12 protein-coding genes are annotated in these 19,647 nt (G+C 40.8%); 6 read left to right on the forward strand and 6 right to left on the reverse strand.

The annotated features are described in order from the left end of the window. The first annotated feature begins 68 nt into the window (after window positions 1-68). A complete protein-coding gene (gene dnaN, locus P162_RS16900; RefSeq protein ID WP_031429100.1) occupies window positions 69-1,187 on the forward strand; it encodes a DNA polymerase III subunit beta in 1,119 nt (372 codons plus the stop codon). A 438-nt stretch (window positions 1,188-1,625) separates the two neighbouring features. After that, entirely contained in the window at window positions 1,626-2,915 is a 1,290-nt protein-coding gene (locus P162_RS16905) for a serine hydrolase domain-containing protein (RefSeq protein WP_051908136.1), read from the forward strand. A gap of 149 nt (window positions 2,916-3,064) precedes the next feature. Here the strand turns inward: P162_RS16905 and P162_RS16910 are convergent, their stop codons facing one another. Both P162_RS16910 and gltB read right to left on the reverse strand, forming a co-directional pair. Beyond that, the gene (locus P162_RS16910) at window positions 3,065-4,531 is read right to left on the reverse strand and encodes a glutamate synthase subunit beta (RefSeq protein WP_031429103.1); all 1,467 of its coding nucleotides are present in this window, start codon (window positions 4,529-4,531) and stop codon (window positions 3,065-3,067) included. A gap of 1 nt (window position 4,532) precedes the next feature. Further along, window positions 4,533-9,041 (reverse strand): glutamate synthase large subunit, encoded by a 4,509-nt coding sequence (gltB, locus tag P162_RS16915; RefSeq protein WP_031429104.1) that lies wholly within the window; start codon window positions 9,039-9,041, stop codon window positions 4,533-4,535. Between the two features lie 478 nt (window positions 9,042-9,519). Between gltB and P162_RS16920 the strand changes: the two genes are divergently transcribed. From P162_RS16920 to P162_RS16930, 3 genes are read left to right on the forward strand one after another with little or no spacing between them, the layout of a single operon-like run. Beyond that, window positions 9,520-10,656 carry a porin gene (locus P162_RS16920; RefSeq protein WP_031429105.1) on the forward strand — a complete coding sequence of 379 codons (1,137 nt, stop codon included), beginning with the start codon at window positions 9,520-9,522 and terminating at the stop codon, window positions 10,654-10,656. Window positions 10,657-10,680: 24 nt separating this feature from the next. After that, complete coding sequence (locus P162_RS16925; RefSeq protein ID WP_031429106.1) at window positions 10,681-11,019, forward strand: P-II family nitrogen regulator; 339 nt, start codon at window positions 10,681-10,683, stop codon at window positions 11,017-11,019. A gap of 23 nt (window positions 11,020-11,042) precedes the next feature. Beyond that, window positions 11,043-12,299, forward strand: coding sequence for an ammonium transporter (locus P162_RS16930; RefSeq protein WP_031429108.1), 1,257 nt, complete (start codon window positions 11,043-11,045; stop codon window positions 12,297-12,299). A gap of 91 nt (window positions 12,300-12,390) precedes the next feature. On the opposite strand, the gene P162_RS16935 is transcribed toward P162_RS16930, so the two are convergent. Beyond that, complete coding sequence (locus P162_RS16935) at window positions 12,391-12,735, reverse strand: DUF4870 domain-containing protein (protein WP_031429110.1); 345 nt, start codon at window positions 12,733-12,735, stop codon at window positions 12,391-12,393. 243 nt (window positions 12,736-12,978) lie between these two features. On the opposite strand from P162_RS16935, the gene P162_RS16940 reads away from it, so the two are divergent. After that, window positions 12,979-14,151 (forward strand): hypothetical protein, encoded by a 1,173-nt coding sequence (locus P162_RS16940; RefSeq protein WP_051908138.1) that lies wholly within the window; start codon window positions 12,979-12,981, stop codon window positions 14,149-14,151. Between the two features lie 46 nt (window positions 14,152-14,197). Here the strand turns inward: P162_RS16940 and P162_RS16945 are convergent, their stop codons facing one another. From P162_RS16945 to P162_RS16955, 3 genes are all read right to left on the reverse strand, one after another. Further along, the gene (locus P162_RS16945; protein WP_316931619.1) at window positions 14,198-15,631 is read right to left on the reverse strand and encodes an oligosaccharide flippase family protein; all 1,434 of its coding nucleotides are present in this window, start codon (window positions 15,629-15,631) and stop codon (window positions 14,198-14,200) included. Window positions 15,632-15,723: 92 nt separating this feature from the next. Then, window positions 15,724-17,016: a glycosyltransferase family 4 protein gene (locus P162_RS16950; RefSeq protein ID WP_031429116.1), complete on the reverse strand. Its 1,293-nt coding sequence runs from the start codon at window positions 17,014-17,016 to the stop codon at window positions 15,724-15,726. A 159-nt stretch (window positions 17,017-17,175) separates the two neighbouring features. After that, entirely contained in the window at window positions 17,176-19,629 is a 2,454-nt protein-coding gene (locus tag P162_RS16955) for a YfhO family protein (RefSeq protein ID WP_031429118.1), read from the reverse strand. Between the last annotated feature and the right edge of the window lie 18 nt (window positions 19,630-19,647).

Genomic DNA, 19,647 nt, shown 5'->3' on the forward strand with positions numbered 1-19,647 from the left:
ACGGCGTTATCCTTGTTGATTTAGACTATTATAAGTTGGCAACCTACATTTAAAAACCTTACCATCTGATGAAATTTATCGTATCAAGTTCATACCTTCTTAAGCAATTACAAGTATTGGGCGGCGTGTTTTCCAATAGCAATACACTACCTATCCTGGATAACTTCCTTTTTGAACTGGAAGGTAACCAGCTTAAGGTTTCGGTTTCGGACCTGGAGACCACGATGATCGCAACCCTGGACGTAGAATCTGAGGACAGCGGCAATATCGCGGTACCGGGACGTTTGCTTCTGGACACGTTAAAGACTTTCCCAGAGCAACCGCTTACTTTTGTTGCAGAAGACAACAACACGGTAGAGATAAGTTCTAATCATGGTAAATATGCTCTTGCTTATGCCAGTGGTGAAGAATTTCCCAGTGCAGTAGAGCTTGAAGATCCCAGTAAAGTAACTATCCCGGCCGCTGTGCTCGCTACCGCGGTGAGCAACACCATTTTTGCCGCTGGTAATGATGATCTGCGTCCCGTAATGAGCGGTGTGTTCTTTCAATTTGATACAGAAGGATTGACTTTTGTGGCAACAGACGCCCATAAACTGGTCAAATATTCAAGAACCGATGTGCAGGCTTCGCAAACTGCTGAATTCATTATGCCGAAGAAACCTTTAAATCTTCTAAAGGGAATCCTTGCTGCAAGCGATGATGATATTCTTGTAGAATACAACGAATCCAATGCAAAATTCTCTTTTGACAACGTACAATTGCTTTGTAGGTTAATCGATGGGAAATATCCTAATTATGAAGCGGTAATTCCTAAGGAGAATCCTAACGAACTCACGATAGACCGCAACCAGTTTTTAAATTCTGTTCGCAGGGTATCCATATTTTCAAACAAAACCACGCACCAGATTCGATTAAAGGTAGCGGGGGCAGAACTTAATATTTCTGCAGAAGATGTAGATTACAGCAACAAAGCAGAAGAGCGTCTTACCTGTGATTATCAAGGGGACGACATGCAAATAGGTTTCAACTCCCGCTTTCTGGTAGAAATGCTGAATAATCTGAATGCGAATGATGTTTCCTTAAAAATGTCATTGCCTAACCGTGCAGGTATCCTTACCCCGGTTGACGGTCAGGATGAGGGCGAACAAGTTATGATGCTGGTTATGCCCGTTATGCTTAATAATTAAGCAGAAAACCCGATAAAACTTTAAAAAAATGGTCATTTTTCAACGAAAAATGACCATTTTTTTTGGATTATAGTTACTTTATTCGAAGGATGGAATAACTATTTTAAAATATAGTTGATATTCCTATATTTAAACATCTTCCTTTAAATTCAAATAGACAAAATCAAATCGTGTATTGATTGATTTTTAAATCTTTTATACTACATAAATTAAACCAACTCTTTGTTGAATCATATGAAATACTAGATTACACTTCGAAAAAAAAGGATCAATAAGTAGGAAAAAAGCTTCGTATACATGTAGATATCTTAATGATACATCCAAATTGGCGTTTTTAAACGTTAAAATCAGTTAAAATTTGGTTGTAAGGAGTAAATTCATTAGGTTAACGAAAATTTAAGAAAACTTTTTTATCGTAGAACCCCAAATTTCAAATTTATGCATCGTTTAAAATTTTTACTAGGTACTGTATTCCTACTTATAGTGCTTACCTTTTCAATAGCTGGTGCCGTTAAGCCGGAACCAGCTACTTTACACCATAGTGAAGCCATTGAAATTAAACCTAAAGTACCTACTAAAGAAGATCGCATTTTTGCGATAAAGAAAAAAGAAGTTGAAAAAGCAATAACTTCTTATTTTAATAACGCTATGAGAAATGATGTTATTTCTGGTGCAGGTGTAAGTATTGTAAAGGGGGATTCCATTCTTTTTTCAAACGGCTTTGGCAAACGGAAGGCAAAATTAAAAGACAGTATAAATGCAGAGACCGTTTTTAGATTGGGCTCGCTCTCCAAAGGTTTTACAGGAGTTCTCGCCGGACTATTCGTTAAAGATGGTTTGTTGGAATGGGATTCTAAGGTTGAAGATTATATAGACGATTTTCAATTGGGCCCCATTGCAAACACTTCAAAAGTAACATTTGCAAACCTACTCTCCCATACCTCTGGCGCTTCCTATCACAGCTATACTAATCTTGTTGAAGCTGGCCTGGACCTTGAGGATATTTCTAAGCGCTTCAAAAATATCAATCCCATTGCGCAGCCTGGTGAGCTATACAGTTATCAAAACGCTATTTTTGCATTATCGGGTACCATGATGGAAAAAGCTGCTGGAAAGTCAATAAACACGTTATTTAAAGAGCATCTTTTTCTTCCATTGGGAATGAAAAATACGTCCACAGATTATAAAACCTTTTCAGAGAATAAGAATATCGCTTTTCCACACAGGAAATTAAAATATGGATGGACGTCAAAGTCGATCAATCAAAAATACTACAACGCGGTAACTGCCGGTGGAATAAATGCCAGCGCTCAAGATATGTCAAAATGGATGCGTTTCCTTTTAGGTCATAATTCAGAAATTGCCAATAAAGCGGTTTTAAATGCCATTTTTAAGTTAGAAATTGAGATCAAGGGATCCGCTAAATATTATCAGCGCTGGCCCGGTCATATTTCTTCGCATTATGCACATGGCTGGCGTTTGCATGAATACCGGGACAAGGCAACTGGCGAAACTGAAATTATGAGACATCACGGTGGTGCAGTAAGTGGATTTAGAAATGAGATCGCACTATATCCCACAGAAGATCTAGGTATTTGTGTACTCTTTAATACGAACACGCCCCTTGCAAAAACGGTAATTCCAGAATTGCATAAACTTGTACAGGAAATTCTGGCTAAACCCATAACTATTCCAGATACGAACTTAATTGCCAGCACCAATCACTAAAATTAACCGAATAGATTCTTGTTTTAATTTGTAATTATAGGAGAGCTTTCAATGAATTACGTTTTGATACGTTTGTGATTAAAAAGAAAAATAAAAGCATAAAAAAAGCGATGAAATTATCATCGCTTTTTTTATGCTTTACTTATTGATTATACCCTTGGAAGGTCTCCATCACCTTTAAGCGGCAAATTAGAGCTTCCCATAAGATAGGCATCAATATGGTGTGCTGCCTGTCTACCTTCAGAAATTGCCCATACGATAAGCGATTGTCCCCTACGGGTATCACCAGCGGCAAATACTCCGGGTACGTTAGTCATATAATTCTGATTGTCTGCTTTGATATTGGTTCGTGCGTCCATCTGTAATCCCAATTGATCTGCGATCGTGGGCTCGCTACCTGTAAATCCTAGCGCCAAAAGTACCATATCACAGTCCCAGGTTTTTTCGGTACCGGGAACTTCAGAAAGTTGTGGGCGCTCCCCTGGCTTATTGGTCCATTCTACTTCCGCAGTAACAAGGCCTGTAAGATTTCCGTTATCATCCCCCACAAACTTCTTTGTGGATATAGCAAAGTGACGCTCCGCCCCTTCTTTGTGTGACGAACTCGTACGCAAGCGCATAGGCCAGTAAGGCCATGGTTGATGTTCGGGACGGTCTTCGGTACCTTTTGACATAATTTCAAAATTAACCACGCTTTCGGCACCTTGCCGTATAGAAGTACCTATACAATCACTTCCGGTGTCCCCACCTCCTATTACGATTACCTTTTTATCCGTTGCCTTGATATCGTCACCGTTATACTTCAAACCATCTACGCGCCTGTTATTCTGCGGAAGGAAATCCATCGCCTGAAACACCCCATGAAGATCAGATCCATCAATATTCAGGTTACGTCTCAGCGTTGCCCCACCACATAAAACAATGGCATCATGTTCTTTCTGAACCTCTTGTACAGGTATTGTGGTTCCCACATGAGCATTTGTCTTAAATGTGATGCCTTCTTCCTCTAAAATGGCCAGTCTACGGTCAATAACCGACTTTTCCATCTTAAAATCAGGAATGCCGTAACGCAGGAGTCCGCCAATTTTTTCATCCCGTTCAAATACCGTCACTTCATGCCCGGCGCGATTAAGCTGTTGCGCAGCTGCCATTCCCGCGGGTCCAGAACCTACAACGGCGACTTTTTTACCGGTTCTGTGCTTAGGTGGATTGGCTTTGACCCATCCGTTGTCAAAAGCTCTTTCGGCGATGTTTTTTTCGATATTCTCGATCGTTACGGGATCTTCGTTTATTCCCAGAACACAAGCTTCTTCACAGGGAGCAGGACATAAACGCCCGGTAAATTCAGGGAAATTATTGGTTCCGTGCAAAATACGGGCTGCATCTTCCCATCGCCCTTTATATACCGCATCATTAAAATCTGGTATAAGGTTGCCCAGTGGGCAGCCACTGTGGCAAAACGGTATACCGCAATCCATACAGCGCGCGCCTTGCGTTTTTATATCTTTTTCCTCAAGCGGAACCGTAAATTCTTCGTATTTCTTTATGCGTTCTTCTACGGGTTTATACGATTCGTCTTTTCTTTTATATTCTAAAAATCCGGTTGTTTTACCCATTTTATTCTGTTAAATCTGTTAATTTTTCTTCTTCTTCAAGGCGTATTAAAGCCTTACGGTATTCTTCTGGAAGCACTTTGATAAACTTGGGCAGGTGCTCTTCCCATTTCTCAAGGATACTTTGTGCCAGTTGACTCTGCGTATAATTGTAATGATTGGTAATAAGCGTTTGCAGTTGCTCTTTATCTTCAGCTTCTGTAACCGGATCGAGATTAAGATCCAGCGAATTGCAATTTTTACGGAAAGTACCTGCATCATCATAAATATATGCGATACCACCGCTCATACCAGCCCCAAAATTCCTTCCGGTAGCACCTAGGATTACGGCTACACCGCCGGTCATATACTCACAACCGTGATCACCTATTCCTTCTACAACCGCGTGCGCTCCACTATTTCTAACACAGAAACGTTCACCGGCAATACCGTTGAAATAAGCTTCTCCGGTGGTCGCACCATAAAGCGCTACGTTACCAATGATAACATTTTTATGCGCTTCAAAGGTTGATTCTTCCGGTACTTTTACGATAAGACGTGCTCCAGAAAGCCCTTTACCTATATAATCATTTGCATTTCCATCAATCTTAAGCGTAAGGCCTCGCGTGGCGAAAGCACCAAAACTTTGTCCGGCAGATCCCTTAAAGTTCACCTTTAACGTATTGTCCGGTAAGCCCTGTTCCCCATAAATTTTAGAGATTTCATTGCTCAAAATTGCACCTACTGCACGATCTGTATTGTGAATTTCCATATCAAGCACCGTCTTTTCTTTACGGAAAAGTGCGGTATGGGCCAATTCTATAATTTCAAAATCAATTGATTTCTCTAAATGATGGTTTTGCGTTGCGGTATTATAAACCTCCACACCTTCTGGCCTCGCAATGGAATGCAGAATTGGTGAAAGATCGATTCCATTGGATTTGAAATGCTCAATAGCTTTATTCCTATCCAGTTTCTGTACTTGTCCCACCATCTCATCTACGGTCCTAAATCCTAGTTTTGCCATGATTTCCCGAAGTTCTTCGGCGATGAAATACATGTAGTTCACCACATGTTCTGGTTTTCCCTTAAATTTTTTCCGAAGTTCAGGATTTTGTGTTGCAATCCCTACGGGACAGGTATTTAAGTGACAAACCCGCATCATGATACAACCGGAAGCGACTAATGGCGCGGTTGCAAAACCAAATTCTTCTGCACCCAGCAAACAGGCTACGGCAACATCCCGACCCGTTTTGAGCTGGCCATCACATTCTAAACGTATCCTGCTACGCAGGTCATTCATGACCAGTGTTTGCTGGGCTTCGGCGATACCTAATTCCCACGGCAAACCGCAGTGACGCAACGATGTTAAAGGTGAAGCACCGGTTCCCCCGTCATATCCAGAGATCAAAATCACATCTGCTTTCGCTTTTGCCACACCGGCAGCCACTGTACCTACACCAACTTCTGAAACCAATTTTACATTGATTTTTGCTTCGCGGTTCGCAGATTTTAAATCGTATATAAGTTGGGCTAAATCTTCAATAGAATAAATATCGTGATGCGGTGGCGGCGAAATCAAACCTACATAAGGTGTGCTGTTTCGGGTTTTAGCAATGAATTTATTCACTTTTTCACCCGGTAGTTGGCCTCCTTCCCCAGGTTTTGCGCCCTGAGCCATTTTAATCTGAATTTCTGCGGCACTGGTCAGGTAATTACTGGTAACGCCAAAACGTCCCGAAGCTACCTGTTTTATGGCAGAATTGCGCCAGTCCCCGTTGGCACTCTTATAAAAACGATCAGAGTCCTCTCCCCCTTCACCACTGTTACTCTTACCGCCTATACGGTTCATCGCGACGGCAAGGTTTTCATGCGCCTCTTTACTGATGGAACCATAAGACATGGCGCCGGTTTTAAAACGCTTGACGATTTCCGTCCACGGTTCTACATCTTCTAGAGGAATGGGATCGTAATTGGAAAATTCAAAAAGGCCACGAATCGTCATTAGTTGTCTAGACTGCTCGTTTACCAGTTCTGCATATTCTTTATAGGTGTTGGGATTGTTGTTCCTAACAGATTCCTGAAGTTTTGCGATACTTAAGGGATTAAACATATGTTTTTCCCCGTTTCTGCGCCAGCGGTATTCACCACCCACTTCCATATCAAGATTGCCATCAATGTCCTGCTTTTTGAATGTACGGATGTGTCGTTTTGAAACTTCCTGTTCTACTTCGTACAATCCAATACCCTCGATTCTACTTGGCGTATTCGGAAAATACTTGTCAATTAATTTTGAGTTAAGCCCCAGGGCTTCAAATAATTGAGAACCCCTATATGAATTCAAGGTTGAAATACCAATTTTGTTCATTACCTTGACTACTCCTTTAGCCACGGCTTTATTATAGTTCTCTACACCTTCTTTAAAAGTGATGCCTTCCAGATTGCCCATGGTAATCTGTTGCTGTATGATCTCATTGACCATATATGGATTTATGGCACTGGCACCATAACCAAAGAGTAATGCAAAATGATGCACTTCCCGTGGTTCTGCAGATTCAATGATAAAACTCATCTTAGACCGTTGTCCAGATTTGAATAAGCCGCTGTTTAAATAAGAACAAGCCAGTAATGCCGGTATAGGCGCCATTTGCTCATCTACATTCCTATCTGAAAGGATGAGGATCGTATACCCTTCATCTATAGCCTTAGAGGCAAGTGCAATCATTTCTTCAAGGGCAGCCTCGAGGCCGTTAAGACCGCGCTTCGCCTCATAAAGCATGGGAATTGTCGTTACCTTGAAGTGGTCATAATCATTATTTTTTATTTTATCAAGATCCTCTTTGGAAATTACTGGATTCTGAATCCGGATTTTTTTACAGTAATCTGGCGTGATTTTCATCAGGTTGACATCCCCACCTAAAGTAAGGCTCAAGTCTGTGATCAATTCTTCACGAATTCCATCTAACGGAGGATTCGTAACCTGAGCAAAAAGCTGCTTGAAGTAATTGTACATTAATTGTGGTCTGCCTGAAAAGATCGCCAGTGGCGTATCTGTACCCATAGATCCCAAAGGCTCTTTGGCTTTGCCCACCATAGGAAGAATGATGGTATCAATATCTTCCCTGGTGTATCCAAAAACGTTTATACGCAGGTCAAGGGGCGTAGTATCATAATCTACCTTGATATCCCGGTACGGAATATCGCGCAGATGAACCCGATTCTCTTCAAGCCATTTTCCGTACGTGTTTCGTGTAACGATTTCCTCTTTGATTTCCGCATCGTTGACGATACGGCCCGCTTTCATATCCACCAGGAACATCCTTCCCGGTTCCAGACGACCGTGATACGAGACATTGGCCGGGTCAATTTCCAAAACACCGGTTTCAGAAGACATGATCACAAATCCATTTTTTGTCACAGAATAGCGTGAAGGTCTTAAACCATTACGGTCTAAAATAGCACCTATGTAGTCACCATCAGTAAATGGAATGGATGCTGGCCCGTCCCAGGGCTCCATAATACAGCTATTGAACTCATAGAACGCTTTTTTCTCTGCGCTCATATCCTGGTGTTTTTCCCAGGCTTCAGGAACAAGCATCATCATAATCTCGGGCAGTGACCTGCCAGACATCAGCAAAAGTTCCACAACCATATCCATAGAAGCGGAATCTGACTTTCCTTTTAAAATTATAGGAAAAAGTTCTTTTATATCATCTGGAAACAAATCGCTCTGCAACAACTCTTCACGACTGCGCATACGACGAATGTTTCCGCGAAGTGTATTTATTTCCCCATTGTGGCACATATATCTGAATGGTTGCGCCAAATCCCATGTGGGAAATGTGTTTGTTGAAAACCGCTGGTGTACCAGGGCAAGTCTCGTAGTCAAGGTAGGATCAAGAAGGTCTGTATAATAGAACTTAATATCCTCAGGCATTAGAAGCCCTTTAAAAATCAATGTTTTAGTAGAAAGACTGGGTAGATAAAAGTAATTGCGCTCTGAAAGTTTGCTGCTCAACAAATTATGCTCGGCCACTTTACGTGCGGCAAAAAGCTTAACCTGAAATTGACGGTCATCCATTCCGCCTTCTGGTTTCCCTATAAATAATTGCTCTATGTGAGGTTCAACGTCTGCTGCGATAGCACCAAGAAAACCAGCATCAACAGGAACTTTTCTCCATCCCAGTAAACGTAGGCCTTTTTCAATGATCTGCTCCTCAAGTACGGCTTTGCAGTATTCCCGCTGGTTCTGCTTTCTTGGTAAAAAGACATTGCCCATGGCATATTCCCGAGCTTCGGGAAGCTCAAATTCACACTTTTCCACAAAGAAATCGTGGGGTATATCAATAAGTATACCTGCACCATCCCCTGTTTTACCATCGCTGCTTACCGCCCCACGATGTTCTAATTTTTCAAGGATCTCAAGCGCATTATGAATAATATCATTTGACTTTTTCCCTTCCAGGCTACATATAAATCCTGCACCGCAATTCTCATGTTCAAAATCGGGCGAGTATAATCCATTTTTTTCCATCATAATTAACCAATTTGTGGTTTCAACTACCTATAAAGCTATTCATAAATCTCAGATAGACTACTAAAAAATTTAAGTGTTTTTTATTATTTCATTTTTATTAGAAATTGTAATAAAATTTAAAATTTATATAAAATATAGGTTGAAATATTATCAAATCGTTAGCTGATTTTTTCGAATTAAAGGGATATACAGCACTTTTGTGTAAAGTAATCATAATGTGATCTGTTAAAAAAATAAGTATTTAGGTACATTTTTACCCTTTATTAATTAATAAATGATCAATTAAGCAAAATAAGCACCTTTGATATCATAATTTTAAGGTTTAATTATACTTTTAAAATATATACCCCCTAAAATTTAGGGGGTATTTTTATATTAAACATAAAAATTATCACATACCCCCATGAAGTTTAAGGGTATATTAATTAAATGTTTAGTTTAGCAATTCTTTATTAAACCAATTAAAATTTTACATATGAGAAAAATTACCTCACTATTTTTCATGTTTTGCTCCGCAGTATTATTTGCGCAGGAAGATGAAGTACCATCCTGGTTCTCGAAGCTCAGTTTTTCAGGATCGGTTGACGCTTATTATCGAACGAATATTAACTCCATTAATAAATTCTCTGATCCAGATGGAGAAGGGCTCTATATGGCGCCGGGAAGTTCTTTTGCAAACCGCCCCGGTTTTGCCCTGGGTATGGCCAATACGGTTTTCAGCTATGAAGGTGAAAAAGTGGGCGCCGTGGCAGACCTCGTTTTTGGTCCACGTGGCGAGGATGCCGTTTTCAATTCCACAGGGAATTCTTCCATCGTAAACCAACTTTATGTCTATTGGAATGTTTCAGACAACGTCACACTTACCTTCGGAAACTGGAACACATTTTTAGGGTATGAGGTGATTTCACCAACGGCCAACTTCAACTACTCTACCTCCTATATGTTTTCTTACGGGCCTTTTTCACATACCGGTATAAAAGCAGATTTTGCAATTGATGATAATTGGAGCGCGATGCTTGCGGTAATGAATGCCACAGATTTTACCGAGTTCAATCCTAACGGCAGTTATAGTTTTGGAGGTCAGTTGGGCTACACCTCTGGTTCAGGCAGTACTTTTCTAAACGTCCTTGTAGGCGATCAGGATGGCAATTATGAAGATGAAGGTTTAGGAGAAAACAATGGAACGCTATTTCAAGTGGACCTTACCACCGGTTATGACCTGACTGATACGTTTTATCTGGGATTCAATACTACTTATAATACAACCTCTTATGCTAATGATGGTGATTATAATGATTATGGCTTTTACGGCTTCGCACTTTATGCACAGTTGGCATTGAGCGATACCTTTAGTTTAGGGGTGAGACCAGAATACTTTAGTGAATTTGGAGAATATGGAGCAATTAACCAAATCCCTAACACTACATTTTACGATGAAGGAGATGCCGATGTCTTTGCGGTTACGCTTTCTGGAAATGTAAAAATAGGTGAGCTCACCCTAATTCCTGAACTAAGGATGGATACGGCCAGTGAAGATGCCTTTTTTGATCGGGATCTAGAATCACAGAAAAGTCTTGGGTCTTTTGTGCTTGCAGCCGTATATTCGTTTTAATTTTAACAAAAACACATATTTATTATGAAAAAAATTGAAGCAATTATCCGTAAATCCAAATTCACCGCTGTAAAAAAAGCATTACATGAAAAAGGAGTAAACTTTTTCTCATACTGGGATGTAACGGGTCTGGGCAATGAGAAAGAAGGTAGTGTTTATCGTGGGGTGAGTTACAGTACTAGCGATATACAGCGCAGATATCTTTCCATAGTCGTCAACGATGATTTTGAAAAAGAAACAATAGACGCCATCCTTTCTGCCGGTCGTACCGGTGAAGTGGGTGATGGTAAAATATTCGTATCTGATATTAATGAAGCATACCGTATCCGTACCGGAAATAAAGGCGGAGATACACTCAAATAACTAACCAACAAATTAACAATTATATGGAAGCAGGATTATTTACAGCAAATAATGTATGGATGATGATCTGTACAGGTCTTGTATTTTTTATGCACCTGGGTTTTTCCCTATTGGAAATAGGACTTACGCGTGAGAAAAATACAATCAACATACTTTTCAAAAATGTTTTTATCATCTGTGTGGGTCTTTTAATGTACTACATAGGTGGTTTTAATCTAATGTATCCCGGTTTTGCAGAAGGTTCTGCTGGTATTCTGGATTTTGCAGGTTTTGGTATTGCACCACCTGAAAATGGCATGACCCCAGAATATGCAGATGGAGGATATACCTGGTGGACAGATTTCCTTTTTCAGGGAATGTTTGCCGCAACCGCAGCTACAATCGTATCAGGAGCTGTTGCAGAACGGGTGAAATTAGGTGCATTTATGATCTTTACTATTATTTATGTAGGTATTGTTTATCCTATAGCAGGTTCCTGGCAATGGGGGGGCGGTTTTCTCTCTACCATGTCTTATGGCACTGCTGAAGGATTTTATGACTTTGCTGGTTCTACCCTGGTACATTCCGTAGGTGGATGGGCCGCATTGATCGCTATATATTTGTTAGGCGCGCGCATTGGCAAATTCAATGAGCATGGAAAACCAAGGGCAATTCCGGGTCATAACATTCCGTTTGCGGCAGCTGGTGTACTTATCCTGTGGTTGGGTTGGTTCGGTTTTAACGGTGGTTCTGTACTTTCCGCAGACCCTGCAACAACATCACTTGTGCTTGTCACCACGTCTTTAGCGGCAGCTGCCGGTGGGGTTTCCTGCTTTATTGTTTCAACAATATGTTATAAGAATTATGACCTTACCATGTTCCTTAATGGTATTCTTGGTGGTCTCGTAGGTATTACAGCCGGTGCAGATCAAATGTCTCCCAATGATGCCGTTTTTATCGGAGTCATTGCGGGTGCTGTTATCGTAGGAGGCGTTGCCTTAGTTGATAAACTAAAATTGGACGACCCCGTTGGTGCGGTTGCCGTGCATTTGATCTGTGGTATCTGGGGTACACTGGCCGTTGGAATATTCGGTAGTCTTGCAGGTTTTGATCAGTTTTTAGTTCAATTGGCAGGCGTGGGTATTGTAGGTGCTTTTTGCTCCATATGCGCATTTATTATACTTGGTATACTCAAAGCAACCATAGGATTGCGTGTTTCTGAAAAAGAGGAACTTGAAGGTCTTGATAGACATGAACATGGTATGGATGCTTATCCTGATTTTGGACTCAATGAGCACTAAAACAATCTAATTTTACATAGAAAAGCCCCGATAATTGACTTTATCGGGGCTTTTTTTATCAGTAAATATCAGTATTTGACATTTCTGAATCTTATTTAAAAAATACAATACTAAGTGGGTAATGAGGGATTTCTCCATTAGAAACTTTTATAGCATTAATTATGGGAAAGATAAATCCTAAAAAACCAACTACCATCAATCCCAAAAGACCTAAACCAAAAAGTAACATCAGCGGTATACAGAGTATTCCATATATAAAAAGACTTACCTGAAAATTGAGTATTTCTTTGCCCTGGCTATCCATGTTTATAATTTTTTCTTTTTGTGTCAGCCATAGAAAAAGTGGAACGATAAAGCCCCCTATTCCGGTAACCAGATCCAGCAATTGACTTAAGTGCGTTGCTACAAGTAGTGTTCTATCTTCATGTCGTATCATATGTTGTGATTGAGTGGATTAATAGCTACTTATAAGACGATTGATGGGCTAATTTGTTACTAATCAGAACGTATTACACTCAAAATTCAAATAATTATTCATTTTCTATTTAGGAATCTCATTAAATTAAATGCTTTAAACCATTTAAGTATTTGATATTCAATTTCTTATAATTATGGCATGGAGATTGATTTCGTACAGGAGAAGTGATCTAAGGATTGCTATTCATTTAAAATGGACGTTATGAAAAATCTACTCTTCTTTTTTATTACAGTTTTTACATTTACATCGCAGGCCTCAATGGCTTCGGTAAACCATTCAGATAACCCGTATTCTCGATACAACGGTCAGCGTTATTTATTTAATGAAGGCGGTATAGAATTTTCGGTCTACCCTGATGGCGAATTCGACTTTGTGGTTCCTCAGGCGGTAAACAATTTACAGCTAAACCTGAACAACAGCGCGTTGAATATTAGTTACAATACAGGATTTAACTATGATGCCTTTGTTCAATATGATACTTACGGTGCTGTTATTCAGATTGCAGATGTTCCTATTTATTATGACAACTGGGGCCGTATTTCACAGGCTGGCAATATCGTAATCAATTACGTAAACAATCATATTGTACGTGTAGGTAATTTGCAGGTTTTTTATCAGGGCAATGCGTTTGCATATACACGCGGCTATATCAACCCCTATAACAGACGTATTCAGTATTATGCCTATACTGATTATTTCTACAGACCTTACGTAGATCGTTGCCTGGTTTACAACGCACCTTATAGAAGGTCTTACGCTCCCCAACGCTATTCTTATGCATACCATAGAAATCAATACCTTCATGGCTTTAACGATGGTTATGCAAATGCCTACAGGGATTTTAGGCGACCAGAGGGAGTTCTTGCGCACAATAATGCAAGGGCTGGTTCTTACCGCGACGCGCGGGTCGCAACTTCCAGATCAATAAGCCAAAGAAGTACTCCTGCAAACACGCGTGTTAACCGAGGTTCTAGAAACGCTACTTCCAGGGTTGCCCCTACTTCTCGTATGGATCGAAGTTCAAGAAGTGCTGCTTCAGGAGTGGCCCCTGTTTCCAGGAATGCACAAGATAGTCGTAACTCAAGGACCGCGCCTCAACCGAGGTCAAATGCAAACTATGGAAACAGAACGGTAAACAATACAGCTGCCAGATCATCTTCCACCTCAAACAGCAATAGAATTTCAAAATCCACTTCTCGAAGTGCGCCCGCGATATCTACAAGAAGAACTACGGCGTCATCGAAAACGAATACGCAGGCCAGATCATCCAATGTTGCACGCTCCAGCGGAAATTCCAGAAGTTCAAATAGAGCAGCATCGACGACAAGTTCAAGAGCATCAAGATCTTCCTCATCTAGATCTGGAGGTAAGTAAAAAAGTTTTTTTGGTTGGTTAGTTAGTTAGGAAATCCCGTTACAGATCAGTCTGGACGGGATTTCTTTTTGACTATACTATTTATAAAACCCACTATTTCTTCGGAAGGTTTGGCAAAATAAACGATCAGGAGATAGACCGTGGAGATAAGCAAAGATTTTATTGCGATACTGATCACAGGATAAAAATCAAAATCCCAAAAATAGAAAGCAACCACAAAGCAAAGAAGCATCACGGCCACCCACATTGATCTATTGGAAAAAGGTTGTAGATTAAATTTCTTATAAACCAATACAATTTTGGCGGCCGCATATCCCACCGAAGCAATAAATGTTGCGATTGCCGCCCCATTAATACCCAGGCGCGGAATAAAATATAAATTTAGGGTGATCGCGATAGCAACCAGAACAACCCCTAAGAGCAGTACGAGACGGTAGTAATCACTGTTATAAATGATCGCATTGTTATTGCCCATTAGGTTATCGAGCAATTTTGCCGAAGAGATAAGCAACACTACCGCAAGACCATCAGCGTAGGCCGGGTCAATTAGTAAGTAGAGCTGCTTTATGTTACAAACGATCAGAACAAAAATCAATCCCGAAATTACAAAAAGGGTCAGCGAACTCTTTTGATATAAAACCCGCAGTTCTTTAAAATCCCTTTTGTTGAGCAGCGCGGCGGTAAGTGGATAGGTAATTTGATGCATGGCTCGGGCTGGTACGGCAATAACCGCGGCAATATAAATAGCCACGGAATAATAGGCCACATTTTCAATGGGCACCATTTTCCCTATCATAAACATATCAATTTCCAGTATCATAACCGCTATGGAACCGGCAATTATAATCAATACACTGTACTTAACTATGGGACTAATTCCTGATAATTTCGGACGGGTGAACACAGGTTTTCGCAGTTTAAACGCATACAACATCATAATCAGCATACGCAAAGTGTACACGCCACACAGACCGTACATGAAGAAATGCGTATCAATAATTTCAAAGGCAACCAGGAGCAGTAGAGCCATTACTCCCAGACGGTGAAACACCTCATTCATAAAATTACCAAATACACTTTGTAATTGTACTTTTGCCCAGGAATAAAATATCTCAAAATAGGCCATAACCAGCGCTATAATGAACATAAGCGGAATGTAAGGCGCTACGATGGGATTTTCCGAAGTAAGAAATTCAACGATTAAAGAATATCCCGCGATAGTGGCAAGAATTGCCGGTAGAATAGGTATAAAAGGCAATAAAAGCATTAAAAAGAGGAAGGAATCCTGCTCTTTTCTATCGAATTTTGAATAAAATTTTACAAGGGTATTTTGCGTCCCAAAGGCCATAATGGGCATTAGGATGGTAGCTGTACTCAATAAAAAACCTACCAACCCATAATATTCCTGACTAAAAAAGTTGACGTATAAAAAAAGCGTATTCACTGCACCAATCGCAAAACCTACATACGTGGTGATCAAATTTTTAAATGATTGTACAGCAACTACGCCCACGGTTCACTACTTAGAAGTTTTGCACTATTTGCCAAAGCACAAACTTGCATAAATTAAAGTTATGCCTCAAGTACTTTATCAATTAAATGCGCAAGCTGTCCCGTCAGGTTTTTACGTGAATATGCAGAAATATCCGTGTCATTATCAAGGAGACCCGTTTTATTATAGATCTGATACCACTTTAAAATCTGGCTTTTCAACGCCTCTTCATCATTATAGTTAAAACATTCACCAGATGACGTCTCCTTTATAATTTCAAAGAAATCGGCATTTTCTGGTCCTATGGCAAGTATGGGTCTCCTGGCGGCAAGATATTCAAAAACCTTCCCGGGGATAATAGCTTTTGTTTCTTCGGAATCTACTTCAATGAGCAGTAAAATCTGTGATTCCCGCTGAAGTTTCAAAGCATCTTTGTGACCTACGTAACCCAATATTTCAAGGTTTTCCCCTAAATGATGGTCCCTGATGCTTCTCACGACGTCCTCGCTTACACTGCCGGCCAACTTGATCTTTAACACGTTGCCAAAGTTCATATTGGCTTTCTTTAAATCTCCCAGCACTTTCCAGAGCAACAGCGGATTTCTTTTTTCAAGTAATGAACCTATATGTGCGAGGCTAAATGCACGATCGTGATCAATATCGAGATCGCCTTCCTGATCATAACCATTGGTAATGCACGTAACGGGTGTATCTGCGATCTGTTCAAAGTCTTTTTTTGTTGTGGGGCTTGTGGTTATTACCTGATCGCAATTTTCCAGCACCCTTTTTTCCAACTGTTTATGCTCCAGTTGGACCGCTTTGGTAAGTTTCAGTTTGTCGTGATATCCTATAGTAGTCCAGGGATCGCGGAAATCTGCTATCCACGTTAAACCGGTTTTTTGTTTGAGTTCCAGGCCTATGAGGTGCAGGCTGTGCGGCGGTCCCGTGGTGATGATCGCATCAACTTTATTTTCTGAAAGATACGTTTCAAGAAAATCCACGGAAGGTTTGATCCAAAATTTACGCGCGTCGGGAACGAAAAAATTTCCGCGGATGTAGAGCATGAATTTTTGAACCAGGGTCTGCCGCTTTTCTTCGGAAATAATGCCCGAACTTATGGTTTCCGTATTTTTTTTTGAGATGATATTTGCCCAGGTATAAGGCTCAATAATTGAATTTTTCAGGATTTCCAGCTTCTCCGGGACATCGGCAAGAAGGCTTTCATCCAGAATGGGGTACGTAGGATTTTCAGGAATATAAACCACTGGTTTTATACCAAAATCTGGTAAATACGTGGCAAATTTTAACCAGCGCTGAACGCCCGGGCCGCCAGCCGGAGGCCAGTAATAAGATATGATAAGTACTTTTTTCAAGGGGGATTTTATACTTTTACTGCCAGAAAATTGGCAATTCGAGGTTATTTTCGGCACAAAAAGAAGAAAAAATAATCCATTTTCAGCATAATTTGGATTGTATTAACTATAAATTCCGTAGTTAAAAAATTTAAACTTCATTGTAGGATCTAATCCAATCTAATCTTCGATTTTTTCTTTGTTTTCATTATCTCTTTTTTGCTTAAAAGCATAAAAAAGTCCGCCCAGAATTATAAGTACGAGAATGATATTGCTGGTTAGGATTATAGCGCTACCCGTTGCAATGACCTTAGGTTCAAACTTGAATTCAATGGTGTGTTTACCTGCGGGCACCATCATCGCCCTCAGCAAATAATCTGCCCTAAAATGAGTGGCTTCCTTACCATCTATATAAGCATTCCAGCCCCATGGGTAGTAGGCTTCGCTAAAAATTGCAAGTTGCTCACGGCTGCTTGTACTATTATATTTTAAATATTGTGGGTTATGTTCTGTAAGGGTAATACTTGCAGAGGGATCCACTGGAAATACCTTCGTGGTTAACTCCTTTTCAAATTCGGCATTTACGATTGCGGTCTGTTTTGTATTGAGGCTATCTAGAGCCAGTATTGCCGCGTTTGCATCTGGAACAATTTTGACGTTTTGCACAAACCAGGCATTTCCATTCGCTGCCGGATTTTCCTGAACGATCTCCTTCCCTTCCCGTTGACTGATGATATATTTTACATTAAGCAAATTGAAAGGCGTTATTTTTCCCTGATATAAATAGAAGTCGGCCAGATCTGCCAGCCTGCCCGGCTTTGCACCGTGATAGCCTCCTATGCTGTTGTGAAAATAACTGGTTCGCGCGCCATTCAACCCTATACTTTCCTCGTAAACGCGGTATCGTGTGGTATCACGTAAAATCTGTGTGTCTGCCGGAGTTGCCTGAAAAGGTTGCTCCACTACCCTGGCGGCCACAAAGTCGTCGCTGTTTACATAGCGTTTGTCAACCTGTACCAGGTCAAAAAGGATAAGTACTGCAAAAGCGGCAATCACAGCAGTTTCCGATAGCTTTTTCTTAATAAAAAACCAGATCAAACCGGCCGAAATCAGGACTAAAATCAAGCTTTTTAGTGCGTCCTGGGTATAAATTGCCCGGCGATCGTCACGAATGGCAGTTATGAATTCCATCCCAAAATTCTCTATTAAGTACGCATCGTTGCCACCGGCAAAATCAAAGAACACCCCTTTGAGCAGAAGTAGGACTGCGGCAAGGCCACCGGTAATACCAGTAGCCCATTTTAGGGCATTTAGCTTTTCGGAATCCTTGTCAAAATGTTGTAGCGCTTTCATCAGGGCAACTATTCCCAGAGCCGGGATGCAGAGTTCCGCGATTACCTGTATGGAACTTACCGCCCTAAAACGATCGTAAAGTGGAACATAATCAATCCACAAATCAGTAAACCAGGAAAGGTTTTTGCCGTAACTCAATAACAGGGAAAGTACAGTTCCCCCTGCCAGCCACCATTTTAAGCGTCCTTTTACCAGAAAAAGGCCTAAAACGAACAGAAAAATGACTACCGCCCCCACATATGCCGGGCCAGAAACTATGGGCTGTGCGCCCCAGTAATATAAACCAAATTGTCCCGCGATCTGTTCAATTTGCCCTGGCGGAACTTGCTGCTGTCTCAAAAGCTGGGCAAAGTTACTATCCTTGTCAAAAGGCTCATTATTAGAACCACCAAAAATACCCGCAACAAACAGGTTTAACGTCTCACTAATGCCATAACTGTATTGATTGATATATTCCTTGTCAAGCCCTGTGGCATCTTCTTTTGCTGAACCGTCCGGGTTTATGGTAAGTTCGCTTTTCCCACGGGTACTAAAATCGCTGTATTCTTTAGTCGCCATCAAGTTTGTAGCGTTGCTTCCTACAGCAAGTAGCGCGGCCACTGCGAGGATAGCAAGGCTTTTAAAATAATGAGGCAATTCTTTCCGCCTAACGGCATCAATAAAATAGGAAATACCCAGTACAACGGTAAGCAGGAGCAAATAATAGGTCATTTGCACGTGGTTCGTAACGATCTCCAGTGCAAGTGCGATTGCCGTTACGATAAATCCCAGGATATATTTTCTTCGGAAAACAAGTAGAATTCCGCTCAAAACAAGTGGAAAATAGGCAATTGCATGTGCTTTTGCATTGTGGCCCACACCAAGTATTACGATAAGATATGTTGAAAAACCAAAAGCCAATGCACCCAGCGCAGCATAGCGCCAGTCAAGTTTTAGCACGAGCAGCAGGCAGTAAAAACCAATAAAATAAAGAAAAAGATAATCGGCTGGTCGTGGTAAAAACCGAATGCCAAGATCAAGCTGTTTTATCCAGTTGTTAGGATATTTGGCGCCCAGTTGATAGGTAGGCATTCCGCCAAAAGCTGAATCTGTCCAGTACGTTTCTTCACCAGCTTCGGCACGATAGTCCATCAACTCATGCGCCATCCCGCGATATTGCTGAATGTCGCTCTGAAAAAGTCTTTTACCCTGAAGCAGCGGGCTAAAATACAGTAAAGAGACTATGATAAAGAAGACAGCCGCACCCAGGTGAGGAAGCAGTTTCTTGAAGGAGAAGGTCATAAATTTCGGTATAAAAAC

The organism is Flavimarina sp. Hel_I_48 (assembly GCF_000733945.1).
Taxonomy (GTDB): domain Bacteria; phylum Bacteroidota; class Bacteroidia; order Flavobacteriales; family Flavobacteriaceae; genus Leeuwenhoekiella.